The following is a 22,541-nucleotide window of genomic DNA, read 5'->3' as shown; positions in this document are numbered from 1 at the left end:
GCACTTGCGCCAAACTTTCCCGAACCTTGCGCGAAGCTTGCAATGCGAATCCTGTTGATCGAAGACGACGCGGCCCTGGCCGACGGCCTGGTGCGCGCCCTGCAGGGCGCTGGGCATCTGTGTGACCACCTGGCGCAGGGCCTGCTGGCGCCCGCGGCACTCGCTGCTGCGCCGTATGACGTGATGGTGCTGGACCTGTCGCTTCCCGATGTCGATGGCCTCGACCTGCTGTCGCGCCTGCGCGACCAGGGCATCAGCCTGCCGGTGCTGATCCTCACCGCACGCGATGGCGTGGAGGACCGCATCCTCGGCCTGGACCGGGGTGGCGATGACTACCTGGCCAAGCCCTTCGCGCTGGGCGAACTGGAAGCGCGCCTGCGTGCGCTGGCGCGACGCCGCAGCGATGCGCCCGCACAGAAGCGGCTGGGCCGCCTGTGCCTGGACAGCATCCTCCAGGAGGTGCAGGTGGACGGCCAGCGCATCGAGCTGACCGCGCGCGAGCTGGCCCTGGTCGATGCGCTGATGCAGCAGCCCGGACGTACGGTGACCAAGCAGCGCCTGTTCGACGCGCTGTACAGCTGGGATCACGAGGCCAATCTCTCCGTGATCGAGGTGCATGTCAGCCGCCTGCGGCGCAAGTTCGAACAGGCCGGCGCGGATGTGGGCATCCGCATGCTGCGTGGCCTCGGCTACCGGCTGGAGGCCATCGATGGTTGAGCGCGTGGCGAGCCTGCGTGGGCTGCTGCTGCGACGGCTGTGGCTGCCGCTGCTGGTGCTGCTGCTTTGCAGTGCGGTGGGCTCGTTCGCGCTGGCGCGCTACTTTGCCGGCCAGGTCTATGACCGCTGGCTGCTGGACTCGGCGATGTCCTTGTCCGAGCTGGTGAAGGAGCAGGACGGTCGCGCGGTGATGGACGTGACCCCGGCCATGTCACGCATGTTCACCTGGGACACGGTGGATGAAGTACATGGCGAAGTGGTCGATGCCAGCGGCGCGCGGCTGTATGGCGATCTGGCCGAGGCACTGCCGCGGCCCGCATAGACCGCCGATGAAGACGCGGTCTACTACGATGCGCGGCTGCGCGGGCAAGCGGTGCGCATGGTGGAGGTGCTGGTGCCGACCACGGGCGGGCATCAGGTGCGCCTGCGCGTGGCCGAGACGCTGCGCAAACGGCACCGGCTCGAGCGCAAGCTGCTGATGACCAGCGTGCCGTTCCAGGCCGCGATACTTGCGCTGGCGGCGTGGCTGGCCTGGTCAGGCACCGGCGCGGCGGCGCGCCATGCCAACCAGGTGGCGCGGCGACTGGCGAGCCCGCGACCGGACCCGCTTGCGCCTCTGGACCCGCAGCAGGAGGCACCGCGCGAGCTGTGGCCCGCGGTGGAGGCCTACAACGCACTGCTGCAGCGGCTGGATGCAATGCAGGGGGCGCAGCGGCGCTTCGTCAGCAATGCCGCACACCAGCTGCGCACGCCGTTGGCGGCCATGCAGGTGGAGCTGGAGAGTTCGCTGCGGCAGCAGGATCCACAGGCGCAGCAGCTGGCGCTGTCCGGAACACTGGCTGGGTTGTCGAGGCTGCAGCACCTGGTCAACCAGCTGCTGCTGCTCAGCCGTTCGGAAAATACACAGGGCGCTTCGTTGCCGTTGCAGGTACTGGACGTGGCCATGCTGGCGCGCACCGTGGTGGAGCGCTATGCCGACCGCGCGTTGGCTGCCGGCGGGGACCTGGGGTACGAGGGGCCGGACGAAGGCGTGCCGGTGCGGGGCGATGCACCGTTGCTGCGCGAGGCGCTGGGCAATCTGCTGGACAACGCGCTGCGCTATGGCGCCGTGCGTGGAATGATCACCCTGAGCGTGCAACGCGATGCGGACGGCGTGCAGGTCTGGGTGGATGATGATGGCGCCGGCATCGACGCGGCCGAGCGTGGCCGCGTCACGGAACGCTTCTACCGCGCCAGCAGCCAGGGCGATGGCTGCGGACTGGGCCTGGCCATCGTGGCCGAGATCGCGCAGCGGCATGAAGCCGCGTTGGAGATCGGCAGTGCGCCGATGGGTGGCGCACGGGTGGGGATGCGGTTCCGCGGCCTGTAGACGCCAACCTTGGTTGGCGCCGTGATTCCCCGTGTGCCAACCAAGGTTGGCACCTACCAAGCAGCGTCATGCGTGCCGTATCAACGGCTCATGGAGTACGGCGCCTGCGCGCCCTGCCCCGGCCAGTCCTTGTTCGGTTCGGCCTGCATGGTGAAGGTCAGTTCGCCACCGGCCAGGATCTCGTCATGGCGCAGGAAGGTGCGCTGCAGCGGCTTGCCGTTGAGGCTCACACTGCCCACGTAGGTGTGCTTGTCGTCCAGGCCATTGGCCACGATCGTGAAGGTCTTGCCGTTCGGCAGGCGCATCGCGGTCTTCGGCAGGAACGGACGGCCGAGGATGTACTCGCCCGAACCCGGTGCCACCGGATAGAAGCCCAGTGCGGTGAACACGTACCACGCTGACATCTGGCCGACGTCATCGTTGCCAGCCAGGCCATCGGGGCGGTCGGCGTACTGCGTGTCCATGATCTGCTTCAGGCGGGCCTGGCTGCGCCACGGCTGGCCGGCGTACGAGTACAGGTAGGCCACGTGGTGGCTGGGTTCGTTGCCGTGCGCGTACCAGCCGATCAGGCCGGTGATGTCTTCCATGTGCTCGAAGATGGACGGATCGACCTTGGCGTTGAACACCTCATCCAGCCGTGCAAGCAGCTTATCGCTGCCACCGTGCGCTGCGGCCAGACCGGCCACGTCCTGCGGCACATACCAGGAATACTGCCAGGCATTGCCTTCGGTGTAGTCGGTGCCATAGCCGCTGGCACTGGGGTCGAACGGCGTGCGGAAGCTGCCATCACGCTTGCGCGCGCGCATGAAGCCGGTGTCCTTGTCGAAGGCGTTGCGCCAGTTGCCGGCACGCTTGTCGAAGGCGCTGGCAATGTCGGTCTTGCCCATCGCCTGCGCCATGCGCGCGATGGTCCAGTCGTCGAAGGCATATTCCAGGGTCTTGCTGGCGGCCTCGCCTTCCTCATCGATCGGCACATAGCCCAGCTCGCGATACTGCGCGATGCCGTCGTAGGGGCCGTAGTTGGCCGTCTCGACCATCGCCTTCAGCGCCTTGTCGGCGTCGAAGCCGCGGATACCCTTGACATAAGCATCGGCGATCACCGGCACCGCGTGGTAGCCGATCATGCACCAGTCTTCCAGGCCGTGGAACGACCACACCGGCAGCATGCCGTAGGGGCTGTGGTCGTGGTGGGCCAGCATCGAATTGATGAAATCGCTGTTGCGCTTCTCCGGCTGCACCAGGGTAAGCAAGGGATGCAGGGCGCGGTAGGTATCCCACAGCGAGAAGGTCGAGTAGTTGGTGTAGCCCTCGGCCTTGTGCACCGCGTTGTCGGCGCCGCGGTACTGGCCGTCGGCATCCATAAACAGCGTCGGCCCCAGCATGGTGTGGTACAGCGCGGTGTAGGCACTGCGCCGTGCATGCTCGGGCGCGTCGATATCCAGCACCGACAGCGCCTGGGTCCACTCCTGCTTCGCCTGCGCACGCACGCGGTCGAAATCGAAGTCGGCCACTTCAGCATCGAGGTTGGCGATGGCACCGGCCTCGCTCACCGGCGAGATCGCGACCTTGACGATCAGCGGCGCGTCCAGCCTGCCGAAATCGAAGGTGCCCACCAGCTGCCGGCCCTCGATCTGTGCCCGCTGCTTCGGATCCTTCTCACCCGGGGGCGCAAAGCCCTTGTAGACGATGTCCTTCTCGGTGCTGTGCAGTTCGTGGCCGGCCAGCGGCCGCGAGAAGCGCATCGCAAAGTACAGCTGGCGGCCTGCCGCCCAGCCGCGCGTTTCGCGGAAGCCGGTGACGGTCCCGTCGTCGCGGACGCGCACCCGCGACCACAGGATCTTGCCCGGGTAGTCGTACATGCTGGTGCGCATGTCCAGCAGCATCTTCGCCTCGGTACCCTTGGGGAAGGTGTACCGATGCACGCCGACGCGGGCGCTGGTGGTCAGCTCGGCGCGCACCTTGTAGTCGTCGAGGGTGACCGCGTAGTAACCCGGCTCGGCCTTCTCGTCGTCATGGCGGAAGCGCGAGGCATAGCCGCTGCGCGGCTTTTCCGGATCGCCGCGTTCCAGGCCGGGCTCGCCGGTGAACGGCATCACCAGGATGTCGCCCAGGTCCGAGTGGCCGGTGCCGGAGAAATGCGTGTGCGAGAAGCCGACAATGCTGCTGTCGTCGTAACGATAGCCGGCTGCCCAGCCATAGGCCTTTTCGCGCGGCTGGATGCGCGTGTCCGGGCTGAGCTGGACCATGCCGAACGGTACGGTCGCACCCGGGTAGGTATGGCCTTCCCCGCCGGTGCCGATGAAGGGGTCGACCGAGGCATAGGCCTTGTCGGCGGCGGACTTCGGCGTGGCGGCAATGCCGACGCCGGAGGCGAGCATTGCGGTGGCGGCGACGGCGATCAGGAGGCGACGGTCCAGCAGGGGCATCGGCGTTTGGATCGATTCAGGTGGTGATCTGATCGTAGCACCGGGGTGCGCACGCCGCATGCTGCGCTGCGGTTGCCGGGGCCGTGCGCTGGTGGAGGCCGACGTTGGTCGGCGGTTCTGTGCCAACCGAGGTTGGCACCTACCAAAGCCGTGGCGCCGGCCTCAGCGGCTGACCGCTTCGATCCAATGCGGCAGGTTGTAGTAGTTGGTGATGCGCGCGACCTTGCCGTCACGGATCTCGAAGAACGCACCCGCCGGCAGCACGTACGGCTGGCCGTGCGCCTCGGGCAGGCCTTCGTCGGTGGCCAGGTACTGGCCGTTGACGGTGAATTCGGCGGCACCACGGCTGCCATCGGCACTGCCGAACACCACGATGTCGGTCAGCTGCTCGCGGTAGGAACGCGCCATCTTCTGGCAGAACGCGCGGAACGCGTCCTTGCCCACTTCGCGGCCGCCCTGGTTGATGTCATGCACCACATCGTCGGTCACCTGGGCGACAAATGCCTCGATGTCACCGCTGTTGAAAGCATCGTAGTAGGCGCGGATGACGTCGGTGGCACTCATGGGGCAGTCCTGGGGATGGGCGGGGACGGGAGCATAGCCTATACTCACCCCCAGTATCCATGGGGCAGCAACCAACGTGCGCATCACCACGCTGCAAGGGCCGGCGGCACTCCCGTTCCTCGATGATCTGGCGCGCCTGCGCATCCGCGTCTTCCGCGATTTCCCCTACCTGTACGAAGGCGACCTGGGCTACGAGCGTGACTACGTAGCTACCTACGCGGCGGCGAGCGGCAGCATCATCGTGCTGGCCCAGGACGGTGACCTCGTAGTCGGCGCGTCCACCGGCATCCCCATGCGCGAGGAAACCACCCAGTTCCAGGCACCGTTCCTCGCCGGCGCCTGGGACACCGACCGCATTTTCTACTTCGGCGAATCGGTACTGTTGCCGGAATACCGGGGCCAGGGCCTGGGCGTGCGCTTCTTCGAGGCACGCGAAGCGCATGCCCGACACGCCGGCTTCGACCTGTGCTGCTTCAGCGCAGTGCAGCGCCCGTTGGACCATCCGCTGCGCCCGGCCGACTACCAGCCACTGGACGCGTTCTGGCACAACCGTGGCTACGTCCATCACCCCGAGCTGAGCACGTCCTTCACCTGGCGCGACGTCGGCCACCACGAAAAGACCGCCAAGCCGATGTCGTTCTGGCTGAAGGAACTGCCGGCATGATCCGCTTCGCTGCCAGCCAGTACGCCATCGAACTGATCGAACAGTGGGACGCGTACGCCGCACACCTGGACGCACACGTCGCCGAAGCCGCCGCGGCCGGCGCACAGCTCGTGCTGCTGCCCGAATACGCGGCAATGGCCCTGACCGGCCAGCTGCCGCCGGCCGAACGCAGCGACCTGGCCGCGTCCATTGCCGGCATCCAGCCGCTGCTGCCGCGCTGGCAGGCCCTGTGTGCGCAGATCGCGCGGCGCCATCGCATCTGGCTCTGCCCCGGCACGGCGCCGGTGCTGGACGACGACAGCCAGTACCGCAACCGCGCGTTCCTGTTTGGCCCGCAGGGGCTTCTGGGTCATCAGGACAAGCTCATCATGACCCGTTTCGAGCGCGAGGAATGGCACATCGCCGGTGGTCGCGATGGCCTGCGTACGTTCGAGACGCCACTGGGCACGCTGGGCATCCTGATCTGCTACGACACCGAATTCCCGATGTTGGCGCGGGAGCTGGCCGAGGCGGGTATCGACCTGCTGCTGGCGCCCAGCTGTACCGATACCGAGGCAGGCTACTACCGCGTGCGCATCGGCTCGCAGGCGCGTGCGCTGGAAAACCAGCTGCCCGTACTGGTCTCGGCCACTGCCGGCATGGCCCCGTGGAGTCCATCCGTGGATGTGAACTTCGGCCGCGCCGCGCTGTATGTGCCTGCCGACCGTGGCATGCCGGCCAATGGCGTGTTGTGCGAGAGCGAGCGCGTGTTCACCGAAGAAAGCCGATGGCTGATCGGCCAGATCGACGCTGCGGCCGTTTCGGCGGTGCGCCATCACGGTCAGGTAGCGCTGTACCGGGATTGGCCGGAGCAATTCGTCCGGTAGAGTCGAGCTTGCTCGACTGCCTTTGAACCTGGCGCGATCCGCGAAGAGCAGCCGAGCGCGGGCTCGGCTCTACAACAGCGTTGATTTCCCGCATTGCGCGAACAGCAGTCGAGCAAGCTCGACTCTACGAGGATGGCAAGGCGGACACCAGCGCGGACAGATCCGCACTCCCCACCGGCCGCACAACCCGCGCCACTTCCTCGCCATCGCGCAGCAGCACCACGGTCGGCCAGAGCTTCACCTGGAACGAGCGGCCCAGTGGCTTGCCCTTGCCATCCTCGATCTTCCAGTGCGGCAGATCATGCGCGTCCACGAACTGCTGCAGCGCTGGTTGCGCGGCTTGGCAGTGGCCACACCACGGTGCGCCGAATTCAATCAGCAGCCAGCCGGCCTGTGCATCAACATCGCTGGGGGCCGGCTCGACGGCCTGGTGGTCGCGCATGAACGGCATGCGGCTACGCCGCCAGCGCGCGCTGGATGTCTTCCAGCGGTGCGTTGGTGAAGTTCTTGGCCAGATCATCCAGCAGCCGCGCCTGGGTTTCCTTGTGCAGCAGCGGACGAATGCGGCCGAGCGTGATCGGATCGGCCACGAGGATCAGGTGCGAATAGCGGTTTTTCAGTGCATCCTCGTTCAACTGCTCGGCCACCTGCTTGGCGAATGTCGCCTCGTTGAGCTGGGAGATGGACATGTCCTTGGGCACTGCCCCTGAAGGCCCCTGCCCGGATACGCCCTGTTCGCTGATGTCCTGCAGGCGCAGCTCGCCCTCCTGCTTCAGCGTCAGCTGATGGTCGCTGCCAACGTTGGTGAACACGCGGGCCGAGCCGCCATCAGTGACGACAACCAAGGTACCTTCGGGAATGCGACGGGTCATGCGATGCTCCGGTTGCGTTGGTTCGCCACCACCGTAAGGACTGCGTTGTGAGCGGTGCGGCCAGACAGTGTTCACAGCATGTCATTGCGGCGCACGCATGAACAGGCACGCTGGAACACAGCGTCCGCCGCCGTGTGCGTCGCTGCACGTTCACGCCGTAACCGTTATCATGAACGGATGATCGACACGACGAACTACGTGGCAGGCGCGCCTGTTACGTGGGAAGCACGGCCGACCGGCGTACCGCTTGCCACACCCGCCCCCACCCGCTCAGTGTTCCGCCGCGTGCAGGACCCGGGTGGATGACGCCGCGCAGGCCCTGATTGCTGCAGCGCTGTGCAACACGCCTCCGGCCTGATGCAGCCAGGCTGATTTCGATCCTCACCGTCTTTCGCCACTCCCTGGCGTAGTTTCGCGTGCGTGGTTTTTTCCCGCATGTCCTGGTCCAGCGTGGACCGCCCGCATCGATGCCCCTGCGCCAGTTGCGCCAGCATCGCCGTTTCCGATTTCCGGGACACACCACACCGCCTATTCCGCACTCCCCATCCAAGAACAGAAAGGACGTCCCCATGCAGGACAACCCCGATGCCCATGCCCATTTCGGTTGGTTCAAACGCCGCCGCCACCTGAAGGTCGACGAGATCACCGTGGTCGACAAGCCCATGCTCAAGCGCGCCGTCGGTGCCGCTGCACTGGGCAATGCGATGGAATGGTTCGACTTCGGCGTCTACGGTTACCTTGCCGTGACCATCGGCCAGGTCTTCTTCCCCTCCAGCAACCCCACCGCGCAGGTGATCGCCGCCTTTGCCACCTTCACCGTGGCCTTCCTGGTGCGCCCGCTCGGCGGGTTGGTGTTCGGCCCGCTGGGTGACCGCTATGGCCGGCAGAAAGTGCTGGCCTTCACCATGATCCTGATGGCGCTGGGCACCTTTGCCATCGGCCTGATTCCCTCCTACGAACGCATCGGCATCTGGGCACCGGTCCTGTTGCTGCTCGCGCGCGTCGTGCAGGGCTTTTCCACCGGCGGCGAATACGGCGGCGCGGCGACCTTCATCGCCGAGTATTCCACCGACCGCAACCGCGGCTTGATGGGCAGCTGGCTGGAGTTCGGCACATTGGGCGGCTACATCGCCGGTGCAGGCACCGTCACCGCGCTGCACATGATGCTCAGCAGCGAAGACATGCTGGACTGGGGCTGGCGCATCCCCTTCCTGGTGGCCGGCCCGCTGGGGCCTGCTCGGCCTGTACATGCGCATGAAACTGGAAGAAACCCCGGCCTTCCGCGCGTTCGCCGAAGAAGCCGAGAAGCGCGAGCACGACCGCCCGGGGCTGGGTGACCTGTTCCGCGTGCATGGCCGCCAGCTGCTGGTGTGCATGGGCCTGGTGCTGGTGTTCAACGTCACCGACTACATGCTGCTGACCTACATGCCCAGCTACCTGAGCGTGACCATGGGTTATGCGGAGAGCAAGGGCCTGTTGCTGATCATCATCGTGATGCTGGTGATGATGCCGCTGAACATCGTCGGCGGGCTCTTCAGCGACAAGCTCGGCCGGCGGCCGATGATCATCGGTGCCTGCATCGCACTGCTGGTGCTGGCCGTGCCCTGCCTGCTGCTGGTGGGCAGCGGCAACGACTGGCTGATCTTCCTCGGCCTGATGCTGCTCGGCCTGGCGCTGGTGTGCTTCACCAGTTCGATGCCCTCCACCCTGCCCGCCCTGTTCTACACCCCGGTTCGCTACAGCGCGCTGTCCATTGCGTTCAATGTGTCGGTTTCGCTGTTCGGCGGCACCACGCCGCTGGTCACCGCCTGGCTGGTGGAACGCACGGGCGATCCGCTGGTGCCGGCGTATTACCTGATGGGTGCAGCGGTCATCGGCCTGGTGACCATGCTGTTCGTCAAGGAAACCGCAGGGCTGCCGCTGCGCGGTTCACCGCCGGCCGTGGCCAGCGACAAGGAGGCCGCCGCCCTGCTGAAGAGCGACGTACCGGTGACGGTGGACCCGACCCTGCCGCCGCTGCCTGAGTCGGGTGAGGGCGAGGCGCCGAAGCCGGCCTGACGGTCGAGTGGCAACCGCTGGCGCCGGGCATGCTCATGCTGCCCGGCGCCAGCATCGTAGATGCCGAGCGTGCTCGACTGCGGTTGCCGGATCAGTCGAGCAAGCTCGACGCTACGGCTCCTGCCGGATCAGCTTGCCGGGCGTCCAGTGCAAGGTCCACTCATACGCGCCCTCCGGCGGGCAGACGTGGCGGAAGTTGCGCGGGATCTCGCAGACCGTCGCGCCCGCAGTGACGATGAAGCTGACAATGATGCGCTTGCCCTCGATGCGGATGGACTGCACCGCACCTGGAATCTGCAGGTCAGCATCATTGGCGTAGCCTGATTCGCGGATGGCTGCATAGTCTTCCGCATCCACCGGTGACAGGCTCTTGGGGTTCTCCTTGCCGCGTGGATCATCGGGCGTCAGCGCGGTCATTACCGTGACCGCGTTGCGCTGCGCGAACGAGCCACCGGTGTAATCGGACGTGTAGAAGTACACAATCTCGGATCGGCCATCGCCATCAAGATCAGCCACACCGGTCCAGGCCGGGCGAAAATCCGATTCGATATCATCACCTGGGATAAGCCGCAAAGACGCCTCGGCCGCCTTCAACGCCTGCACCAGGCTGGGCGGCGTGGGAGACGACGGGGCTGTGGCCGCCTGCAGAGATGACACCTGCAGGGCAAGTGCCAGCGTGGCAAGCAGGCAGGCGGCGTGACGTGCGCGCATGGTGTCCTCCGTGACGGGTGTACCGGCCGTTGAATCATCGCACAGACCGCGCGGCATTCCTGCCTGGCGCCCTACACATGCCCAGCGGATCGGCGAGAATCGCCCGGAAACCCTATCCGCCGCCCCGGAGCCACTCATGGCCTATGCCCGCATCACCTCCACCGCCGACAATTACCTGCACCACATCAGCAACGGCACCTTCAGTGTCGATGCCGACGAGCCCGCCACCCTGGGTGGCCAGGGCCGCGGTTTCGCGCCCTTCGATCTGTACCTGGCCTCGCTCGCCTCATGCACTGCCATCACCCTGCGCATGTACGCCCAGCGCAAGGGCTGGGAACTGGGCGAGTTCCAGGCCGAACTGCGCTCCGAGCGCGACAGCGATGGTCGCCTGCACGTGCACCGCGTGCTGCACGCCAGTGCCGACCTGAGCGACGCTCAGTGGTCGCGGCTGCTGGAGGTGGTGGAAAAGACCCCGGTGACCCTGGTGATGCGCGAAGGCGCACGCATCACCAGCGAACGCGGCCCGGCCGGCTGAGGGCCGGATTTCAGAGCGGCAGCTCGGTGGTCTGCTTGATGCGCTGCATCGGAATCTCGGTCTTGGTGCTCTGCACCCCCGCAATCCGGTTCAGGTGCTGGATCTGGAACTGCCGGTACGCATCCAGATCCGCCACTGCCACGCGCAGCAGGAAGTCACAGTCGCCGGCCATCAGATGGCACTCGAGTACTTCCGGGAAGGACTTGATGCTGTTGATGAAATGGTTGGTGGTGTCCTCATCCTGCCCGCGCAGCCACACCCGCACGAACACGGTGAAGCCTCTGCCCACCTTGGCCGGGTTCAGCAATGCCACGTAGCGGTCGATGTAGCCGCCTTCCTCCAGCAGCCGCACCCGGCGCAGGCAGGCTGAGGGCGACAGGCCCACCTGGCGCGCCAACTCCAGATTCTGCAGGCGGCCATCGCGCTGCAGGGCGCCGAGGATGCGGCGGTCAAGGGCATCAAGGTCGTTCTGCATTGGATTTCACCAGAATGGCATTTGGCCGCACGAAGTTTCAGATAATCCGCGCCATGCGGCACCAACGCAACCCGATTCGCCGCCATCGCCGTTAGCATGAGCGTCCCCACACTGACGACCGATGATCGCTCGATGGACGCCCGCACCCGCCTGCCCCTGCCCGACCCCGCCTGCGACACCGCGCCGCGTGCCGAATTCCTGCGCGGCCTGCGCGCCGCCATCCCGGTGATGATCGGGTTCCTGCCGTTCGCCCTGGTGCTGGGCGCGCAGGCCGCACAGAAGGGCCTGACCGCGATCGAAGTACCGCTGATGACCGGCCTGAACTTCGCCGGCGGCTCGGAATTCGCTGCCGTGGAACTGTGGACCTCGCCGCCGCACATCGCCCTGATCGTGGCCATCACCGCACTGGTCAACAGCCGGCACCTGCTGATGGGTGCCAGCCTCGCCCCCTTGCTGCAGCAGCTGCCGCGACGCCGCGTGCTGCCGGCGCTGTTCTTCATGTCCCATGAAAGCTGGGCGCTGGGCGTGGCCGATGCCCGGCGGCGCGCGCTGGGCTTCAGCCTGGCCTACTACCTGGGCGTGTCGGCTGGCCTGTACACCGTCTGGGTGGCATGCACGACGGTCGGTGCGCTGGTCGGGCCGCTGCTGGGCGACATCCACGCCTATGGCTTCGACATGGCATTCCCGGCCGTGTTCCTGGTCCTGCTGCGCGGCATGTGGCAGGGCATGAAGGCCGCACGCCCCTGGCTGGTCAGCCTGCTGGTGGCCGCGGGCACCTATCTGCTGGTGCCCGGTGCCTGGTACGTGGCCAGCGGTGCCCTGGCCGGCCTGGCCGCGGCGTGGCTGCTGGCCGAGGACGCGGCATGATCCTCGGCGGATTGATCCACTGGGCCTCGCTGCTGACCATCGTGCTGATGGCTGCGGTCACCTACCTCACCCGCATCGTGGGCTTCCTGGCGCTGCGCAACCGCACGCTGAGCAAGCGCGCGGTGACCGTGATGGAGGCCGCACCGGGCTGCGTGCTGATCTCGGTCATCGCACCGGATTTCGTCTCCCACCAACCGGCGGATCTGGCCGCGCTGGCCATTACCCTGCTGGCCGCCACGCGGCTGTCGATGCTGCCGACGGTACTGATCGGCGTGGCGTCGGCAGGTGTGCTGCGCTATGTCATGGGCTGATCGGTTGGCCCAATGGGTGGGCACGCGTCGTCAGCCGCCACCCTCACCCGGTGCGACTTCCACGTGCAGGTGCAGCAAGGTGCCGTCATCCAGGTCCAGCGTGCGCTGGAACCCGGGCCCATCGCCCAGCGCCTGCAGCGCAGCGCGTGGAAGCACCAGCCTGCAATAGGTGCCACCGTCCAGCAGGACCGCCTGGTCACCGTCGTGCAGGGACAGCGCCAGCGCCCAGCCGCCGCTGCCGCCAAAGCGGGTCAGGTTCTCCACGCTCTCACCGGCCAGCAGCTGGGCCAGTTCGGCCTTCTGCACCCCCACCTGCATGTACTGTTCCTGCAGCAGCACCTTCATGCGGCGGGCTCCAGGAACCGGGATGAGGCAAGGGGGACGACAGAGACGTGGAACATGGGATCAGGTACCGGACAACCGTTGTAACCCCCATTAAACCGCAATCGGGCGCGGTAGAGTCGAGCCTGCTCGACTGCTTCCACCCACAGTCGAGCAGGCTCGACTCTACGCTCCCTCTTCAGACGCCCACCATGCCCAGCACCAGCAACGGATTGCCTGCTACCCGCCTCTATCCCGCCCTCATCACCCTGCTGCTCGCTCCCGGCGCGCTCGCGCAGACTCCACCGGCCGACCTCCAGGCACGCATCGACCGCGTCGAGCACGGGCTTTCGAGCCGCATCGTCGTCAAGGACCGGCCCGACCAGAAGATGACCCTGGCCGAGCGCATGGCCTTCCACGATGTGCCGGCGGTCAGCATTGCCCTCATCAACAGCCAGCGCATTGAATGGGCACGCGCCTACGGCGTGCTCGAACCGGGCAGCACCCACGCGGCCACGCCCGACAGCCTGTTCCAGGCCGGCTCGGTCAGCAAGACCGTCGCGGCACTGGGCGCGCTGCGCCTGGTCGAACAGGGCCACCTGTCTCTGGACACCCCGGCCAACGCACAACTGCAGCACTGGAAGATCCCCGACAACACGCTCACCACACAGCATCCGGTCACCCTGCGCGCCCTGCTCAACCACAGCGCGGGCATCAATGTGCACGGCTTCTTCGGCCATGCGCAGGGCGAGCGCCTGCCCACGCTGCTGCAGATTCTCGATGGCACTGCGCCGGCCAACTCCGATCCGATCCGCGTGGAGGCAGTACCCGGCAGTGCCTGGACCTACTCCGGTGGCGGCTACACCATCATCCAGCAGATGATGGCCGATGCCGGCGCACAGCCATACCCACAGTTGATGCAGCACCTCGTGCTGGGGCCGCTGCAGATGCGCGACAGCACCTATGCCACCGATCTGCCGCCTGCCCTTCGCTCGCGTACGGCCCATGCCCACCCCAGCGATGGCCAGCCCGTCGCGGGCGGCTGGCGGGTCTATCCCGAGGCGGCTGCCGCCGGTCTGTGGACGACGGCGAGCGACCTGGCCAGGGTGGTGCTGGACATACAGCAGAGCGGACATGGCGCCCAGGGCAAGGTGCTGACCAGTGCGATGGCGCGGCAGATGCTGACCCGCCTCAAGGGCGACTACGGGCTGGGGCTGTACGTCGAACCGATCGGCGCCGGTACCAGTTTCGCCCACACCGGGGGCACCCATGGCTACCGCGCCCAGATCTACGGCTACACCCATACCGGCCAGGGCATCGTCGTGTTGACCAACAGCGACAGCGGTGCAGCACTGGTCGATGAGATCCTGGTGAGCGTGGCCGCCGAGTACGGCTGGCCCGAGTTCCAGATCGTGGAGAAGACCGCGCTGGCCCCCGATGCCGCAGTGAGCGCCGAGGTGGCGGGTGACTATGTACTGATGGACACCCCGGCCCGCGTCACCCGCGAAGGGGATCGCCTGTACTTCCAGAGCGACCTGTTCGGCGCACGTCCGATGGAGCTGTTCCGTCAGTCCGGCCGCGAGTACTTCATGACCGCGCAGGACATGACCATCGCGTTTCCGCCCGCGACGGCCGGAAAGGTGGCTGGCTTCGCGCTGAAGCGCGGTGCCAGCACCTACTCTGCCACCCGCAAGGAGTGACCCATCATGCGCCTGCTGCGCCCGACAGCCACCCTTGCCCTGCTGGCGCTTGCCTGCGGCTGCACGCCGTCACCGCAAGCGCCCGGAACCACGATGCCGAGTGAAGGCCCGCTCGCCGTCGACGACAACCCGCCCAACGCCGAGGGAAAGCCCCTGCTGGATGACCTGGTGCGCACCGCCCGGAATGCCGACCGCATCGTGGTCATCGAACACTCCAGCGAGTACGACACGGCCGAGGGCATCCACAGCGCCACGCCCCCCCAGGAACGTACCTACCGGCAGGTGGTGCTGGCCGGGCAGGCCAGGCAGTCTCTCATTGCCACGCTGGAAGGCGTCGATCCCTACGTGAGCATGTGGGCCACTGCCTGCATCTTCGAGCCCCATCACCGCTTCGAGTTCTACACGGGCAAGCAACGCACCCATACGCTGGAGGTCTGTTTCCAGTGCAATGAACTGCAGTGGGACGGTGCAAAGAATCCGGTGCCACAGGCGTTGTATCAGGATCTGCGGCCCTTCATCACAAGCCTCGGCATGCAGCCGGAACGGGACTGGAAATCGCTGGCCCGGTAGGGTCGAGCTTGCTCGACTACAGAAAAACAGTCGAGCAAGCTCGACGCTACTGCAACATCCGTCCTGGACCCTTCATCGTCCAAGGCCAGGAGCTGCGGTCCATCCCGCGCCGCGCCTGCTGCTGGTCTTCAACGACCGCCTGCGTGCCGGTGTCCTCGACTGCGACCTGACCCTCCACATCCAGCAGCCCTCGCACGCGCCGGGGCCACACTCACGAGGTGCTCTGCGATACTCCTCGGCACGCCACTCGCAAGGACGCTGGGGATGCCAACTCCGGAACACACCCGCCTGCTGACTGCAGCAGCAAGAACCGTACTGCGCCCGTTGGGCTGCGTGCAGAAAGGCCGCTCGCGCACCTGGCTTGATGACCAGGGCTGGTGGGTCGGGGTGATCGAGTTCCAGCCCTCGGCATGGAGCAGAGGCAGCTATCTCAATGTCGGCGCGTGCTGGCTCTGGGAAGAGAAGGATTTCCTGTCCTTCGATGCGGGCTACCGCGTCGCCCCCTTCCAGCCCTTCACCAATACCGCCGAATTTACCTCCGCCGCACAGGCACTGGCCGAGCAGGCGGCCGCCGAGGTGCTGGCCCTGCGTGACCGCTTCCCCAGCCCGGAGCAGGTGCGTGCCTTGATGAGCCGCCACCCTCGACCGGGCATCCGCGAACACATGCATGCCGGCATAACCGCCGGGCTGGCCGGCGCGTACGACGAAGGTCGCCGGCACTTGGCCCTGGCCGCTGAGGAAAGCCACGCGGCGCCATGGGTCGATGTGCTGAAGCAGCGCTGTGCCGAACTCACGCCACTGCTGCACCCCGGCGGCGGCTTCGAGGCAGAGATCGCCGCGATCGTGACGCGTACCCGCTGCGCGGTCGGTCTGCCGGAGTGGCGGTCGTCACTCCTCATTGCGCCCGGTTGATCACACCGAAGAGCCGTTTCGTCGCACACCGGTGTTCGGTGAGCCGGAACCGGGCTACCGTGCGGATTGCCCCGCACAGGACTGCACCGACCCATGCACCGCTGGCTTCTTCTGGCCCTCGCCACCCTGCCCTTCGCCGCCGGCGCCATCGTCATCCGCAGCGATGTCGATGACAGCGCCTACCGCATTCCGGCATCCACAGTCCCTGCTCTGGCCGACATGCCCGGCGAAGGCCACGGCGTGCTCATCGCACCGCATTGGGTGGTCACCGCCGCACATGCCGCACCCATGGCGGGCATGGATGCCGACGTGCAGATCAATGGACGCCCCTACCGGGTCGAACGCGTGGTCGTGCATCCGGGCTACCGACGCCTGCCCGACGCACTGGGCCAGGCGGCGCTGGCCTCCGGCAACCCGGGCCCGATCCATGCCTTTCTTGCCGCTTCCGATGACATCGCCCTGATCCGGCTGGTCACGCCGGTCAGCGACGTTGCACCGGTTCGCCTCTACCGCGGGCAGGCTGAAGCAGGAATGATCGCCACCCTGGTCGGCAAGGGTGCCACCGGCACCGGTAGCACCGGGCTGGCGCCGGGCGCTTCACATCGGGACGTGCTGCGCCGCGCGGAAAACAGAGTGACCGGCGGCAACGATCGCTATCTCTGGTATCGCTTCGATGGCCCGGAACGCGGCCTGCCGCTGGAGGGCGTGATCGGCAGCGGCGACAGCGGTGGTCCCCTGCTGATCGGCGACCCGGATGGCTGGCAGCTGATCGGCCTCGGTTCGTGGATAACAGCCGTGCCCGAGCATGCGCTGGATGCCGGGTATTACGGCCAGGTCGTGCACAACGTTCGCATCTCGCGCTATGCAGGTTGGATCGACAGCGTGATGCGCGACTCACCGCCCGATTGACGTGCCGGCTTGCGCGCGTGCGACAAATGTCGCACGCTTGCGACATCGATCAAACGCCAGGACTGACGATGTCGCCCGCACCGACGCCCTCCAATGCCGAACTGGAACTGTTGAAGTGCCTCTGGCGTGACGGCGCCTGCAGCGCACGCGAACTGCACAACGCCGCCGTCGCGACGCTGGATTGGTCGTACTCCTCCACCCGCAAGACGCTGGAGCGCATGGTCGACAAGGGCCTGGTAAAGGAAGGCAGCCAGCACGGCCTCAATGTCTACAGTGCCAAGGTCAGCAAGCTGGCCACGCTGGCTGCCCTCAGCACGGACTTCGCGCGCCGCGTGCTGGAAATTGACGGCCCGCTGCCCAGCCAGGCCTTCGCCGACAGCCGGCTGCTCAGCAGCCAGGAAATCGAGCAGTTGGAGGCCCTGCTGCGCGCACATGACGAGGGCCAGCCATGAGCCTGCCGGCAGCGGCCTGGGGAACCGCACTTGCAACCAGCGTGCTCAGCGCCGGCCTGGCCTGGTACGCCGCGCAGGCCCTGCAGCGCTGGCTGCAGCTTTCCCACGCAGCGTCGCGCTACTGGCTGGTCGCCTGGATGTGTGCCGTGCTGCCACCGGGGCTGGCACTGCTGTTGCCGCTGCCGCGCGCACCATTGCCGCAGCTGACCGGCGCCTTGCCGGTCGCGCTGAATTCCCTGCCGCAGGAGTTGTTGCCTGCCACGGCCGCAACAACCGGTATCGACGTGTCCCTCGCGGAGGTCGTGCCGCTCTGTCTGTGGGCGTTGTATGTCGCTGGCGTGCTGCTTTCTCTGGCACGCTGGGCACTGGCCACACACCGCCTGCGCGCGGTGCTTCGCAGCAGCTGTTCCGTGCAGGCCTCGCAGTTGCCGGGCCCACAGTCACGGCAGGCGGTACGGCGGCTGCAGGCCTCAGGCATCGCTGTCCGCCGCACTGAAGGCGGTGGCACGCCGTTCGCCGTCGGCTGGCCCCATGCACGCATTCTCCTGCCCGCAGCCAGTCTCGCCCTGCCGGACCGCGCACTGCGCCTGGTCATCGGCCACGAGACCGCGCACCTGCACCGCCGTGATCCGCTGCGCGCCACCCTCATGCGCCTGGTCGCTGCGCTGTATTGGTTCAACCCGTTCGTGCAGCGCATCGCCGCGCGCGTGCAGCTGGCGGCGGAACTGCAATGCGATGCCCGTGCGCTGGCGGAAGCACCCGCCGCTGGCGATGGCCGCCTGCTGGCACAGGCGTACGTGGAAACGCTGCGCCATGCCACCGCGCTGCGGCCTGCCAGCGCACTGTCACACCGCGATCCCGGCGGCCACCAGCTGCGCCTGCGGCACATGCTGCAGGGCGATGCAGGCCGCCGCCCCGGCAAGGCCATCACGCTGCTGCTGGCCGCGTCCGGTGTGACCGCCACCCTTTGCCTGGCTGCCGTGCAGGCGGCGGCCACCGCTGTCCCGCCATCGCTGGCCGTACCGCTGCAGGCCGCATCGGTCACGCTGCTGGAAGCCACTGTGCCGCCGGCCCCCGCTTTTGCCACGCCTGTTGCCCATGCGCGGGTCACCAGCGTGTTCGGCCATACGTCGGATTTCCGCCAACGCGCCCACCGTGGCGTGGACTTTGCAGCGCGCCGTGGCACTGCCGTGCAGGCGCCGGCCGATGGCACGATCATCGCCGCCACCCGCACCTACCCCGATGGCCCCAACTACGGCACCGTGGTGGTGATCGACCACGGCGGCGGCTGGCAGACGCTGTTTGCCCACCTGCAGGATTACGAGGTGGAGGTCGGCCAACGCGTGCGCAAAGGCGAGGTCATCGCCCGCACCGGCAACACCGGCCGCACCACCGGCCCCCACCTGCACATGGAACTGCTGCGCAGCGGCACGCGCGTCGATCCGCAGGCCTGGCTGCAGTAACCCGCTGACGCGCCCGCCGCGCGTTGCCACACCGAAGCGCAGTGACTCGACACCCGGCCGCGGGAGGCCCCCCTGCTGCCCGCCGCATCGCAATCAGAAAGGAATCCAACGATCATGCAAGGCTCTTCCACGCAGCGACCGCCACGCCGCCCGCAGGCCGGCACCCGCCTGGCCATCGGCTGCCTGCTCTGGCCCGCCGCCACCGCTGCTGCACAGACCACACCGGCGGCGCCGGCCACCACCGAACTGGAGGCCGTGCAGGTGCAGACGCAGCGCTATGACGCGCGGCGTGATGATGTGGCCAGCCGCATCGTCGTCGATCACGAAACCCTGCGGCGCCACGGTGATACCGATCTGCTGGAGGCGCTCAAGCGCCTGCCCGGCGTGAGCGTCTCCAGCGGCGCACCTGGACGCCCGGGCACGGTATCGCTGCGCGGGCTGGGCAGCGGTTACACCCAGATACTGCTGGATGGCCAGCGCGCCCCCGCCGGGTTCAGCCTCGATTCGCTGGCCACCGATCAGGTCGAACGCGTCGAGATCCTGCGTGCGCCCACGGTCGATCACGGAACAGGCGCCATCGCCGGCACCCTCAACATCATCACCCGTGCGACCGCAACCAAGGACAGCCAACGCCTCACCCTGTCCTGGGCCGAGAGCCAGTCACGCAGCACGCCCACGGCCAGCTGGCGGCAGACCCACCAGGGCGCGCGGGTCGACCACGCACTCACGGCCACGGCCACCGGACGCGCCTTCCTGGTGGAAGAGCGCGGCAGCGAACAGGCCTGGGATGCTGATGGGCAGCCACTGCTGCTGCGGCACAGCCAGCTGCGCGCCACCGGTCGCCGCGACAGCGTTTCGCTGTCACCCTCGATGACCCTCAACGCCACGTCCGACGATACGGTCTCGCTGCAGGCACTGCTGGATGCGTCCGACTTCCGTCGCGACATGGTGATCGACTGGGACACCGTGCACGGGCCCGCCCTGCGCACGCCGCACTACCGCCAGCGCACGCGCCTGCGCCTGGACCAGGGCCAGGCCAGCGCGGAATGGACCCGCCAGCTGCAGCGCGGCGGCAGCCTCACGGTGCGCGGCGCCGTGGACGGCAACCGCGAAAACTATCGCTTCCGCGAGCAGGGCCAGGCGCAGGATGGGCAGGACAACCTGATCGACCACACCGATGCCCGACTGCATGTCCTGGGCGGCAGCAGCCGCGCGCAGTGGACCCTGCCTGCGCGCGGCCGCCATACCCTGCAGGTGGGCGCCGAAGGCAGCTTGGACAACCGTCGCGAATCGCGCCTGCAGCAGCTGCAGGGCTTCGATGGCGCAGCCGCTTCAACGAGCGATCTCTCCTTCAATGCACGCCTGCAGCGTGTTGCGGTCTACGCGCAGGATGAGTTCGCCCTGGGCGAGCACAGCGCCTTCTATCTCGGCGGCCGCTGGGAGCGGCTGCAGACCAGCAGCGAAGGGCGTGGCTTCGCCCCGGTGCGCAACCGCGCCAGCGTGTTCACCCCGGTGCTGCAGGGGCTGTGGAAGCGGGCCAAGGGCAAGGACCAGCTGCGCGTGTCGCTCAGCCGCACCTTCCGCGCGCCGGAGCTGCGTCTGCTGGTGCCACGGCCCTACACCTCCACCAACAACCGCGCACTGAACCCGGACGAGATCGGCAACCCGGCGCTGCGCCCGGAACTGGCCTGGGGCCTGGACACGGCCTGGGAACTGCACGGCCGCGAAGGCACCCAGGGCAGTATCGGCGGCTACCTGCGCCGCATCGATTCGCCCATCCGCACCGAAACCCTGCTGCGTGATGGGCGCTGGGTCGCCACCCCGGTCAACGGCAGCCGCGCCACCGCCTGGGGTATCGAACTGGACGGACAGATGCCATTGGCCCGCGTGCTGCCCGATGCACCTGAAATCGAACTGCGCGGCAACGCCACCTGGAACCAGTCACGGGTGCGCGGTGTCCCCGGGCCCGACAACCGCATCCAGGACCAGGTGCCGTTCACTGCCAGCGCCGCCATGGATTACCGCATTGCCCCGCGCTGGAGCAGCGGCCTGGCATTTACCTGGCGCAGTGGCGGCCGCATCCGCTACAGCCTGGGTGAAATCGACATCGCCGCCTACCGGCGCGAGCTGGAAGCGTGGGTACAGTACAGCACCGGCGCACACGGCACGCTGCGGCTGACCAGCAGCACCCTGCTCGGCCGGGACAGCGAAAGCGGCCAGTGGCGCTTCGATGACGGCGGCACGCAGGTGGTGCGCAGCGCACGGCATTCGGTTCCCAGCGTGCGGCTGCAGTGGGAGCTGCCGCTGTAACGCAGGCCGCTGTGCTGAGGGGTAAAGCACTGTCGCGAATGCCTCGGCGATGCGGTGGACGGACACTGCGAAACACCGATGCGTGTCGCAATTTGCACGCATCGGTGCGGGCCCTGCGGCAGCAGGCGTTCGAGCGGCGCAGCCGCAATGCAAGAATTGCGAAAGCGACGCGATCTGCAGGCAATCTGCAACTTATCTCATTGGCACCTCGTGGCAGCAGCGGTACAGATGACGTGCCACCGAAAACGGGTGGCCGGGTGTCGAATCCCGTGTTGATCCTTGGTAACAGCGCTTGCCAGCCGGCGTCGCCTTGCGTGGCGCCGGCTGGCAATTCGCCTGCCTCCATGGCGGGCGGTGCGTGGGGGCTTCATGCCCACCGGCTTGGGATCAACCCGGATTCGAACCACGTACCGCCCGCCACCTTTGTGTGGCGGCTTCCGCTTGTCCTGTAACGGAGCCATCAACATGAGCACCTCGAAGACCCCGCACCTGCACCCGCAGCACTTCCCCGGCCCGGCCAACGCCGACGACCGCAGTGACGGCAGCCCCGGCTTCATCGATACCCTGCACCGCATTGGTACGGGCGCGGCGGCGGACGGCCAGCCCTGGCCCGAGCCCAACCTGCGGCCGGGCCGCCGCATCGCCCTGGCCGATGCCGATTGCGCTCTGGCCGGGCTGCGCATCGTGGGCGAACTCATCCTGGCGTGCGAGCGCGTGCGGCAGAACGGCCCGGACAGCGAGTACCTCGGCGACCGGGTGATGGAAGGCCTGATGATGGCAAGCCTGGCCCTGACTGCGCAGGTGACCGCACGGGCACGACCGGTCGAGTAGCGTCGAGCCTGCTCGACTGCTCCCCGCTCTTCGGTAGAGCCGAGCCATGCTCGGCTGCCTTTCGCGAAGCACACTCAGGCAGCTTGGACACCGGCCGACGTTCCGGGCAGACTTGCCCACGACACCCCCGCGCACGATGGATCTCATGGACGGACGCGCTCCGCTCGAACAGGACCCAACGGATCCAAAGCCACCCCGTGCGCTCGGCAGGATTGGCAACGCGCTGGCATTGACCATCGGTGGCTGCGCCGCACTGATGGCCTTGTGCATGATCGCCATCGCGGTCTTCGGGCAGATGGGCCTGGGCCGCGTCGGCGCTGGCCTCACGGGTGGCGGCCTGCTGTTGGTGTCGGCCCCCCTGATCGCGCTGACCTTTTCCCGTCCGCTGGCAAAAGGGCTTCTGTTGCTGGCAATGACCGCGCTGGCCGTATTCGCCGGCTGGCTGTGCTTCTGGCCGCAAGGCGCGGCCAGCCCTTCGCCTGCAGCGCAGGCGGCGGTCATCGCCTTTGCAGCGCTGCTGCTCTTCCGTGTGTATCTGGCCCGGCGCGGACGGGGCGGGAACCCCCGCACGGGGTGAGTGCCGTCGAACTGCCGCCCGAGGCGTTCGACATGCTGCCTGCGGTGAACCGACCACAGCC

The 22,541-nt window shown here is 67.4% G+C and carries 22 protein-coding genes and 2 pseudogenes; 17 read left to right on the top strand and 7 right to left on the bottom strand.

All coding sequences use genetic code 11. The annotated features are described in order from the left end of the window. Positions 1-42 precede the first annotated feature (42 nt). Positions 43-717: a response regulator gene (locus tag VER16_RS00815; RefSeq protein WP_324804971.1), complete on the top strand. Its 675-nt coding sequence runs from the start codon at positions 43-45 to the stop codon at positions 715-717. Continuing rightward, positions 710-2,086: pseudogene (locus VER16_RS00810) on the top strand (sensor histidine kinase). The gene VER16_RS00815 and the pseudogene VER16_RS00810 overlap by 8 nt, the downstream one beginning before the upstream one ends. Positions 2,087-2,166: 80 nt before the next feature. On the opposite strand, the gene VER16_RS00805 reads toward VER16_RS00810, so the two are convergent. Both VER16_RS00805 and VER16_RS00800 read right to left on the bottom strand, forming a co-directional pair. After that, positions 2,167-4,512 carry a GH92 family glycosyl hydrolase gene (locus VER16_RS00805; protein ID WP_324804970.1) on the bottom strand — a complete coding sequence of 782 codons (2,346 nt, stop codon included), beginning with the start codon at positions 4,510-4,512 and terminating at the stop codon, positions 2,167-2,169. A 162-nt stretch (positions 4,513-4,674) separates the two neighbouring features. Next, complete coding sequence (locus VER16_RS00800; protein ID WP_324804969.1) at positions 4,675-5,076, bottom strand: ketosteroid isomerase-related protein; 402 nt, start codon at positions 5,074-5,076, stop codon at positions 4,675-4,677. Positions 5,077-5,152: 76 nt separating this feature from the next. Between VER16_RS00800 and VER16_RS00795 the strand changes: the two genes are divergently transcribed. Together VER16_RS00795 and VER16_RS00790 are read left to right on the top strand one after the other, a co-directional pair. After that, a complete protein-coding gene (locus VER16_RS00795; protein ID WP_324804968.1) occupies positions 5,153-5,740 on the top strand; it encodes a GNAT family N-acetyltransferase in 588 nt (195 codons plus the stop codon). Beyond that, the gene (locus VER16_RS00790) at positions 5,737-6,606 is read left to right on the top strand and encodes a carbon-nitrogen hydrolase family protein (RefSeq protein WP_324804967.1); all 870 of its coding nucleotides are present in this window, start codon (positions 5,737-5,739) and stop codon (positions 6,604-6,606) included. The genes VER16_RS00795 and VER16_RS00790 overlap by 4 nt, the downstream gene beginning before the upstream one ends. A gap of 124 nt (positions 6,607-6,730) precedes the next feature. Here VER16_RS00790 and VER16_RS00785 read toward each other — a convergent pair whose 3' ends face one another. Further along, entirely contained in the window at positions 6,731-7,057 is a 327-nt protein-coding gene (locus VER16_RS00785; protein ID WP_324804966.1) for a thioredoxin family protein, read from the bottom strand. A gap of 4 nt (positions 7,058-7,061) precedes the next feature. Continuing rightward, positions 7,062-7,478, bottom strand: a complete 417-nt coding sequence (locus VER16_RS00780; protein ID WP_324804965.1) for a host attachment family protein — start codon at positions 7,476-7,478, stop codon at positions 7,062-7,064. A gap of 569 nt (positions 7,479-8,047) precedes the next feature. Between VER16_RS00780 and proP the strand changes: the two are divergent. Continuing rightward, positions 8,048-9,536 (top strand): annotated as a pseudogene (proP, locus tag VER16_RS00775) (glycine betaine/L-proline transporter ProP). Between the two features lie 111 nt (positions 9,537-9,647). On the opposite strand, the gene VER16_RS00770 reads toward proP, so the two are convergent. Further along, complete coding sequence (locus VER16_RS00770; protein WP_324804964.1) at positions 9,648-10,247, bottom strand: hypothetical protein; 600 nt, start codon at positions 10,245-10,247, stop codon at positions 9,648-9,650. A gap of 136 nt (positions 10,248-10,383) precedes the next feature. Here VER16_RS00770 and VER16_RS00765 point away from each other — a divergent pair, with 136 nt between their 5' ends. After that, positions 10,384-10,782 (top strand): OsmC family protein, encoded by a 399-nt coding sequence (locus VER16_RS00765; protein ID WP_324804963.1) that lies wholly within the window; start codon positions 10,384-10,386, stop codon positions 10,780-10,782. 10 nt (positions 10,783-10,792) lie between these two features. Here the strand turns inward: VER16_RS00765 and VER16_RS00760 are convergent, their stop codons facing one another. Further along, entirely contained in the window at positions 10,793-11,257 is a 465-nt protein-coding gene (locus tag VER16_RS00760) for an Lrp/AsnC family transcriptional regulator (RefSeq protein WP_324804962.1), read from the bottom strand. A 132-nt stretch (positions 11,258-11,389) separates the two neighbouring features. Here VER16_RS00760 and VER16_RS00755 point away from each other — a divergent pair, with 132 nt between their 5' ends. Continuing rightward, positions 11,390-12,124: an AzlC family ABC transporter permease gene (locus VER16_RS00755; RefSeq protein ID WP_324805060.1), complete on the top strand. Its 735-nt coding sequence runs from the start codon at positions 11,390-11,392 to the stop codon at positions 12,122-12,124. After that, positions 12,121-12,435, top strand: a complete 315-nt coding sequence (locus VER16_RS00750; RefSeq protein WP_324804961.1) for an AzlD family protein — start codon at positions 12,121-12,123, stop codon at positions 12,433-12,435. The genes VER16_RS00755 and VER16_RS00750 overlap by 4 nt, the downstream gene beginning before the upstream one ends. Before the next feature lie 30 nt (positions 12,436-12,465). On the opposite strand, the gene VER16_RS00745 is transcribed toward VER16_RS00750, so the two are convergent. Then, a complete protein-coding gene (locus tag VER16_RS00745) occupies positions 12,466-12,780 on the bottom strand; it encodes a hypothetical protein (protein WP_324804960.1) in 315 nt (104 codons plus the stop codon). A gap of 188 nt (positions 12,781-12,968) precedes the next feature. Here VER16_RS00745 and VER16_RS00740 point away from each other — a divergent pair, with 188 nt between their 5' ends. The 9 genes from VER16_RS00740 to VER16_RS00700 all read left to right on the top strand — a co-directional run bounded on the left by VER16_RS00740 (position 12,969) and on the right by VER16_RS00700 (position 22,480). Further along, entirely contained in the window at positions 12,969-14,456 is a 1,488-nt protein-coding gene (locus VER16_RS00740) for a serine hydrolase domain-containing protein (protein ID WP_324804959.1), read from the top strand. Positions 14,457-14,462: 6 nt separating this feature from the next. After that, positions 14,463-15,026, top strand: a complete 564-nt coding sequence (locus VER16_RS00735; RefSeq protein WP_324804958.1) for a hypothetical protein — start codon at positions 14,463-14,465, stop codon at positions 15,024-15,026. A 333-nt stretch (positions 15,027-15,359) separates the two neighbouring features. Further along, positions 15,360-15,938 (top strand): hypothetical protein, encoded by a 579-nt coding sequence (locus VER16_RS00730; protein WP_324804957.1) that lies wholly within the window; start codon positions 15,360-15,362, stop codon positions 15,936-15,938. Between the two features lie 93 nt (positions 15,939-16,031). Next, a complete protein-coding gene (locus VER16_RS00725) occupies positions 16,032-16,847 on the top strand; it encodes a S1 family peptidase (protein ID WP_324804956.1) in 816 nt (271 codons plus the stop codon). Positions 16,848-16,915: 68 nt separating this feature from the next. Beyond that, a complete protein-coding gene (locus VER16_RS00720; RefSeq protein WP_324804955.1) occupies positions 16,916-17,299 on the top strand; it encodes a BlaI/MecI/CopY family transcriptional regulator in 384 nt (127 codons plus the stop codon). Beyond that, on the top strand, positions 17,296-18,762 hold the full coding sequence (locus tag VER16_RS00715; RefSeq protein ID WP_324804953.1) for a M23/M56 family metallopeptidase: 1,467 nt from the start codon (positions 17,296-17,298) through the stop codon (positions 18,760-18,762). Before VER16_RS00720 ends, VER16_RS00715 begins: the two co-directional genes overlap by 4 nt. 114 nt (positions 18,763-18,876) lie before the next feature. Next, positions 18,877-21,072: a TonB-dependent receptor gene (locus tag VER16_RS00710; RefSeq protein ID WP_324804952.1), complete on the top strand. Its 2,196-nt coding sequence runs from the start codon at positions 18,877-18,879 to the stop codon at positions 21,070-21,072. A 465-nt stretch (positions 21,073-21,537) separates the two neighbouring features. Beyond that, on the top strand, positions 21,538-21,903 hold the full coding sequence (locus VER16_RS00705; RefSeq protein ID WP_324804951.1) for a hypothetical protein: 366 nt from the start codon (positions 21,538-21,540) through the stop codon (positions 21,901-21,903). 145 nt (positions 21,904-22,048) lie between these two features. Beyond that, the gene (locus VER16_RS00700) at positions 22,049-22,480 is read left to right on the top strand and encodes a hypothetical protein (protein WP_324804950.1); all 432 of its coding nucleotides are present in this window, start codon (positions 22,049-22,051) and stop codon (positions 22,478-22,480) included. Positions 22,481-22,541: the final 61 nt, after the last annotated feature.

Source organism: Stenotrophomonas sp., assembly GCF_035634915.1.
Taxonomy (GTDB): Bacteria; Pseudomonadota; Gammaproteobacteria; order Xanthomonadales; family Xanthomonadaceae; genus Stenotrophomonas.
This window is presented reverse-complemented; position numbering and strand designations above follow the sequence as displayed.

Bases quoted from the DNA above. Each gene is read 5' to 3' on its own strand.
- VER16_RS00780 (WP_324804965.1), bottom strand. From the start codon at position 7,478: ATGACCCGTCGCATTCCCGAAGGTACCTTGGTTGTCGTCACTGATGGC.
- VER16_RS00815 (WP_324804971.1), top strand. From the start codon at position 43: ATGCGAATCCTGTTGATCGAAGACGACGCGGCCCTGGCCGACGGCCTG.
- VER16_RS00805 (WP_324804970.1), bottom strand. From the start codon at position 4,512: ATGCCCCTGCTGGACCGTCGCCTCCTGATCGCCGTCGCCGCCACCGCA.
- VER16_RS00760 (WP_324804962.1), bottom strand. From the start codon at position 11,257: ATGCAGAACGACCTTGATGCCCTTGACCGCCGCATCCTCGGCGCCCTG.
- VER16_RS00750 (WP_324804961.1), top strand. From the start codon at position 12,121: ATGATCCTCGGCGGATTGATCCACTGGGCCTCGCTGCTGACCATCGTG.
- VER16_RS00790 (WP_324804967.1), top strand. From the start codon at position 5,737: ATGATCCGCTTCGCTGCCAGCCAGTACGCCATCGAACTGATCGAACAG.
- VER16_RS00755 (WP_324805060.1), top strand. From the start codon at position 11,390: ATGGACGCCCGCACCCGCCTGCCCCTGCCCGACCCCGCCTGCGACACC.
- VER16_RS00765 (WP_324804963.1), top strand. From the start codon at position 10,384: ATGGCCTATGCCCGCATCACCTCCACCGCCGACAATTACCTGCACCAC.
- VER16_RS00715 (WP_324804953.1), top strand. From the start codon at position 17,296: ATGAGCCTGCCGGCAGCGGCCTGGGGAACCGCACTTGCAACCAGCGTG.
- VER16_RS00720 (WP_324804955.1), top strand. From the start codon at position 16,916: ATGTCGCCCGCACCGACGCCCTCCAATGCCGAACTGGAACTGTTGAAG.
- VER16_RS00735 (WP_324804958.1), top strand. From the start codon at position 14,463: ATGCGCCTGCTGCGCCCGACAGCCACCCTTGCCCTGCTGGCGCTTGCC.
- VER16_RS00785 (WP_324804966.1), bottom strand. From the start codon at position 7,057: ATGCCGTTCATGCGCGACCACCAGGCCGTCGAGCCGGCCCCCAGCGAT.
- VER16_RS00700 (WP_324804950.1), top strand. From the start codon at position 22,049: ATGGACGGACGCGCTCCGCTCGAACAGGACCCAACGGATCCAAAGCCA.
- VER16_RS00770 (WP_324804964.1), bottom strand. From the start codon at position 10,247: ATGCGCGCACGTCACGCCGCCTGCCTGCTTGCCACGCTGGCACTTGCC.
- VER16_RS00705 (WP_324804951.1), top strand. From the start codon at position 21,538: ATGAGCACCTCGAAGACCCCGCACCTGCACCCGCAGCACTTCCCCGGC.
- VER16_RS00710 (WP_324804952.1), top strand. From the start codon at position 18,877: ATGCAAGGCTCTTCCACGCAGCGACCGCCACGCCGCCCGCAGGCCGGC.
- VER16_RS00800 (WP_324804969.1), bottom strand. From the start codon at position 5,076: ATGAGTGCCACCGACGTCATCCGCGCCTACTACGATGCTTTCAACAGC.
- VER16_RS00740 (WP_324804959.1), top strand. From the start codon at position 12,969: ATGCCCAGCACCAGCAACGGATTGCCTGCTACCCGCCTCTATCCCGCC.
- VER16_RS00725 (WP_324804956.1), top strand. From the start codon at position 16,032: ATGCACCGCTGGCTTCTTCTGGCCCTCGCCACCCTGCCCTTCGCCGCC.
- VER16_RS00745 (WP_324804960.1), bottom strand. From the start codon at position 12,780: ATGAAGGTGCTGCTGCAGGAACAGTACATGCAGGTGGGGGTGCAGAAG.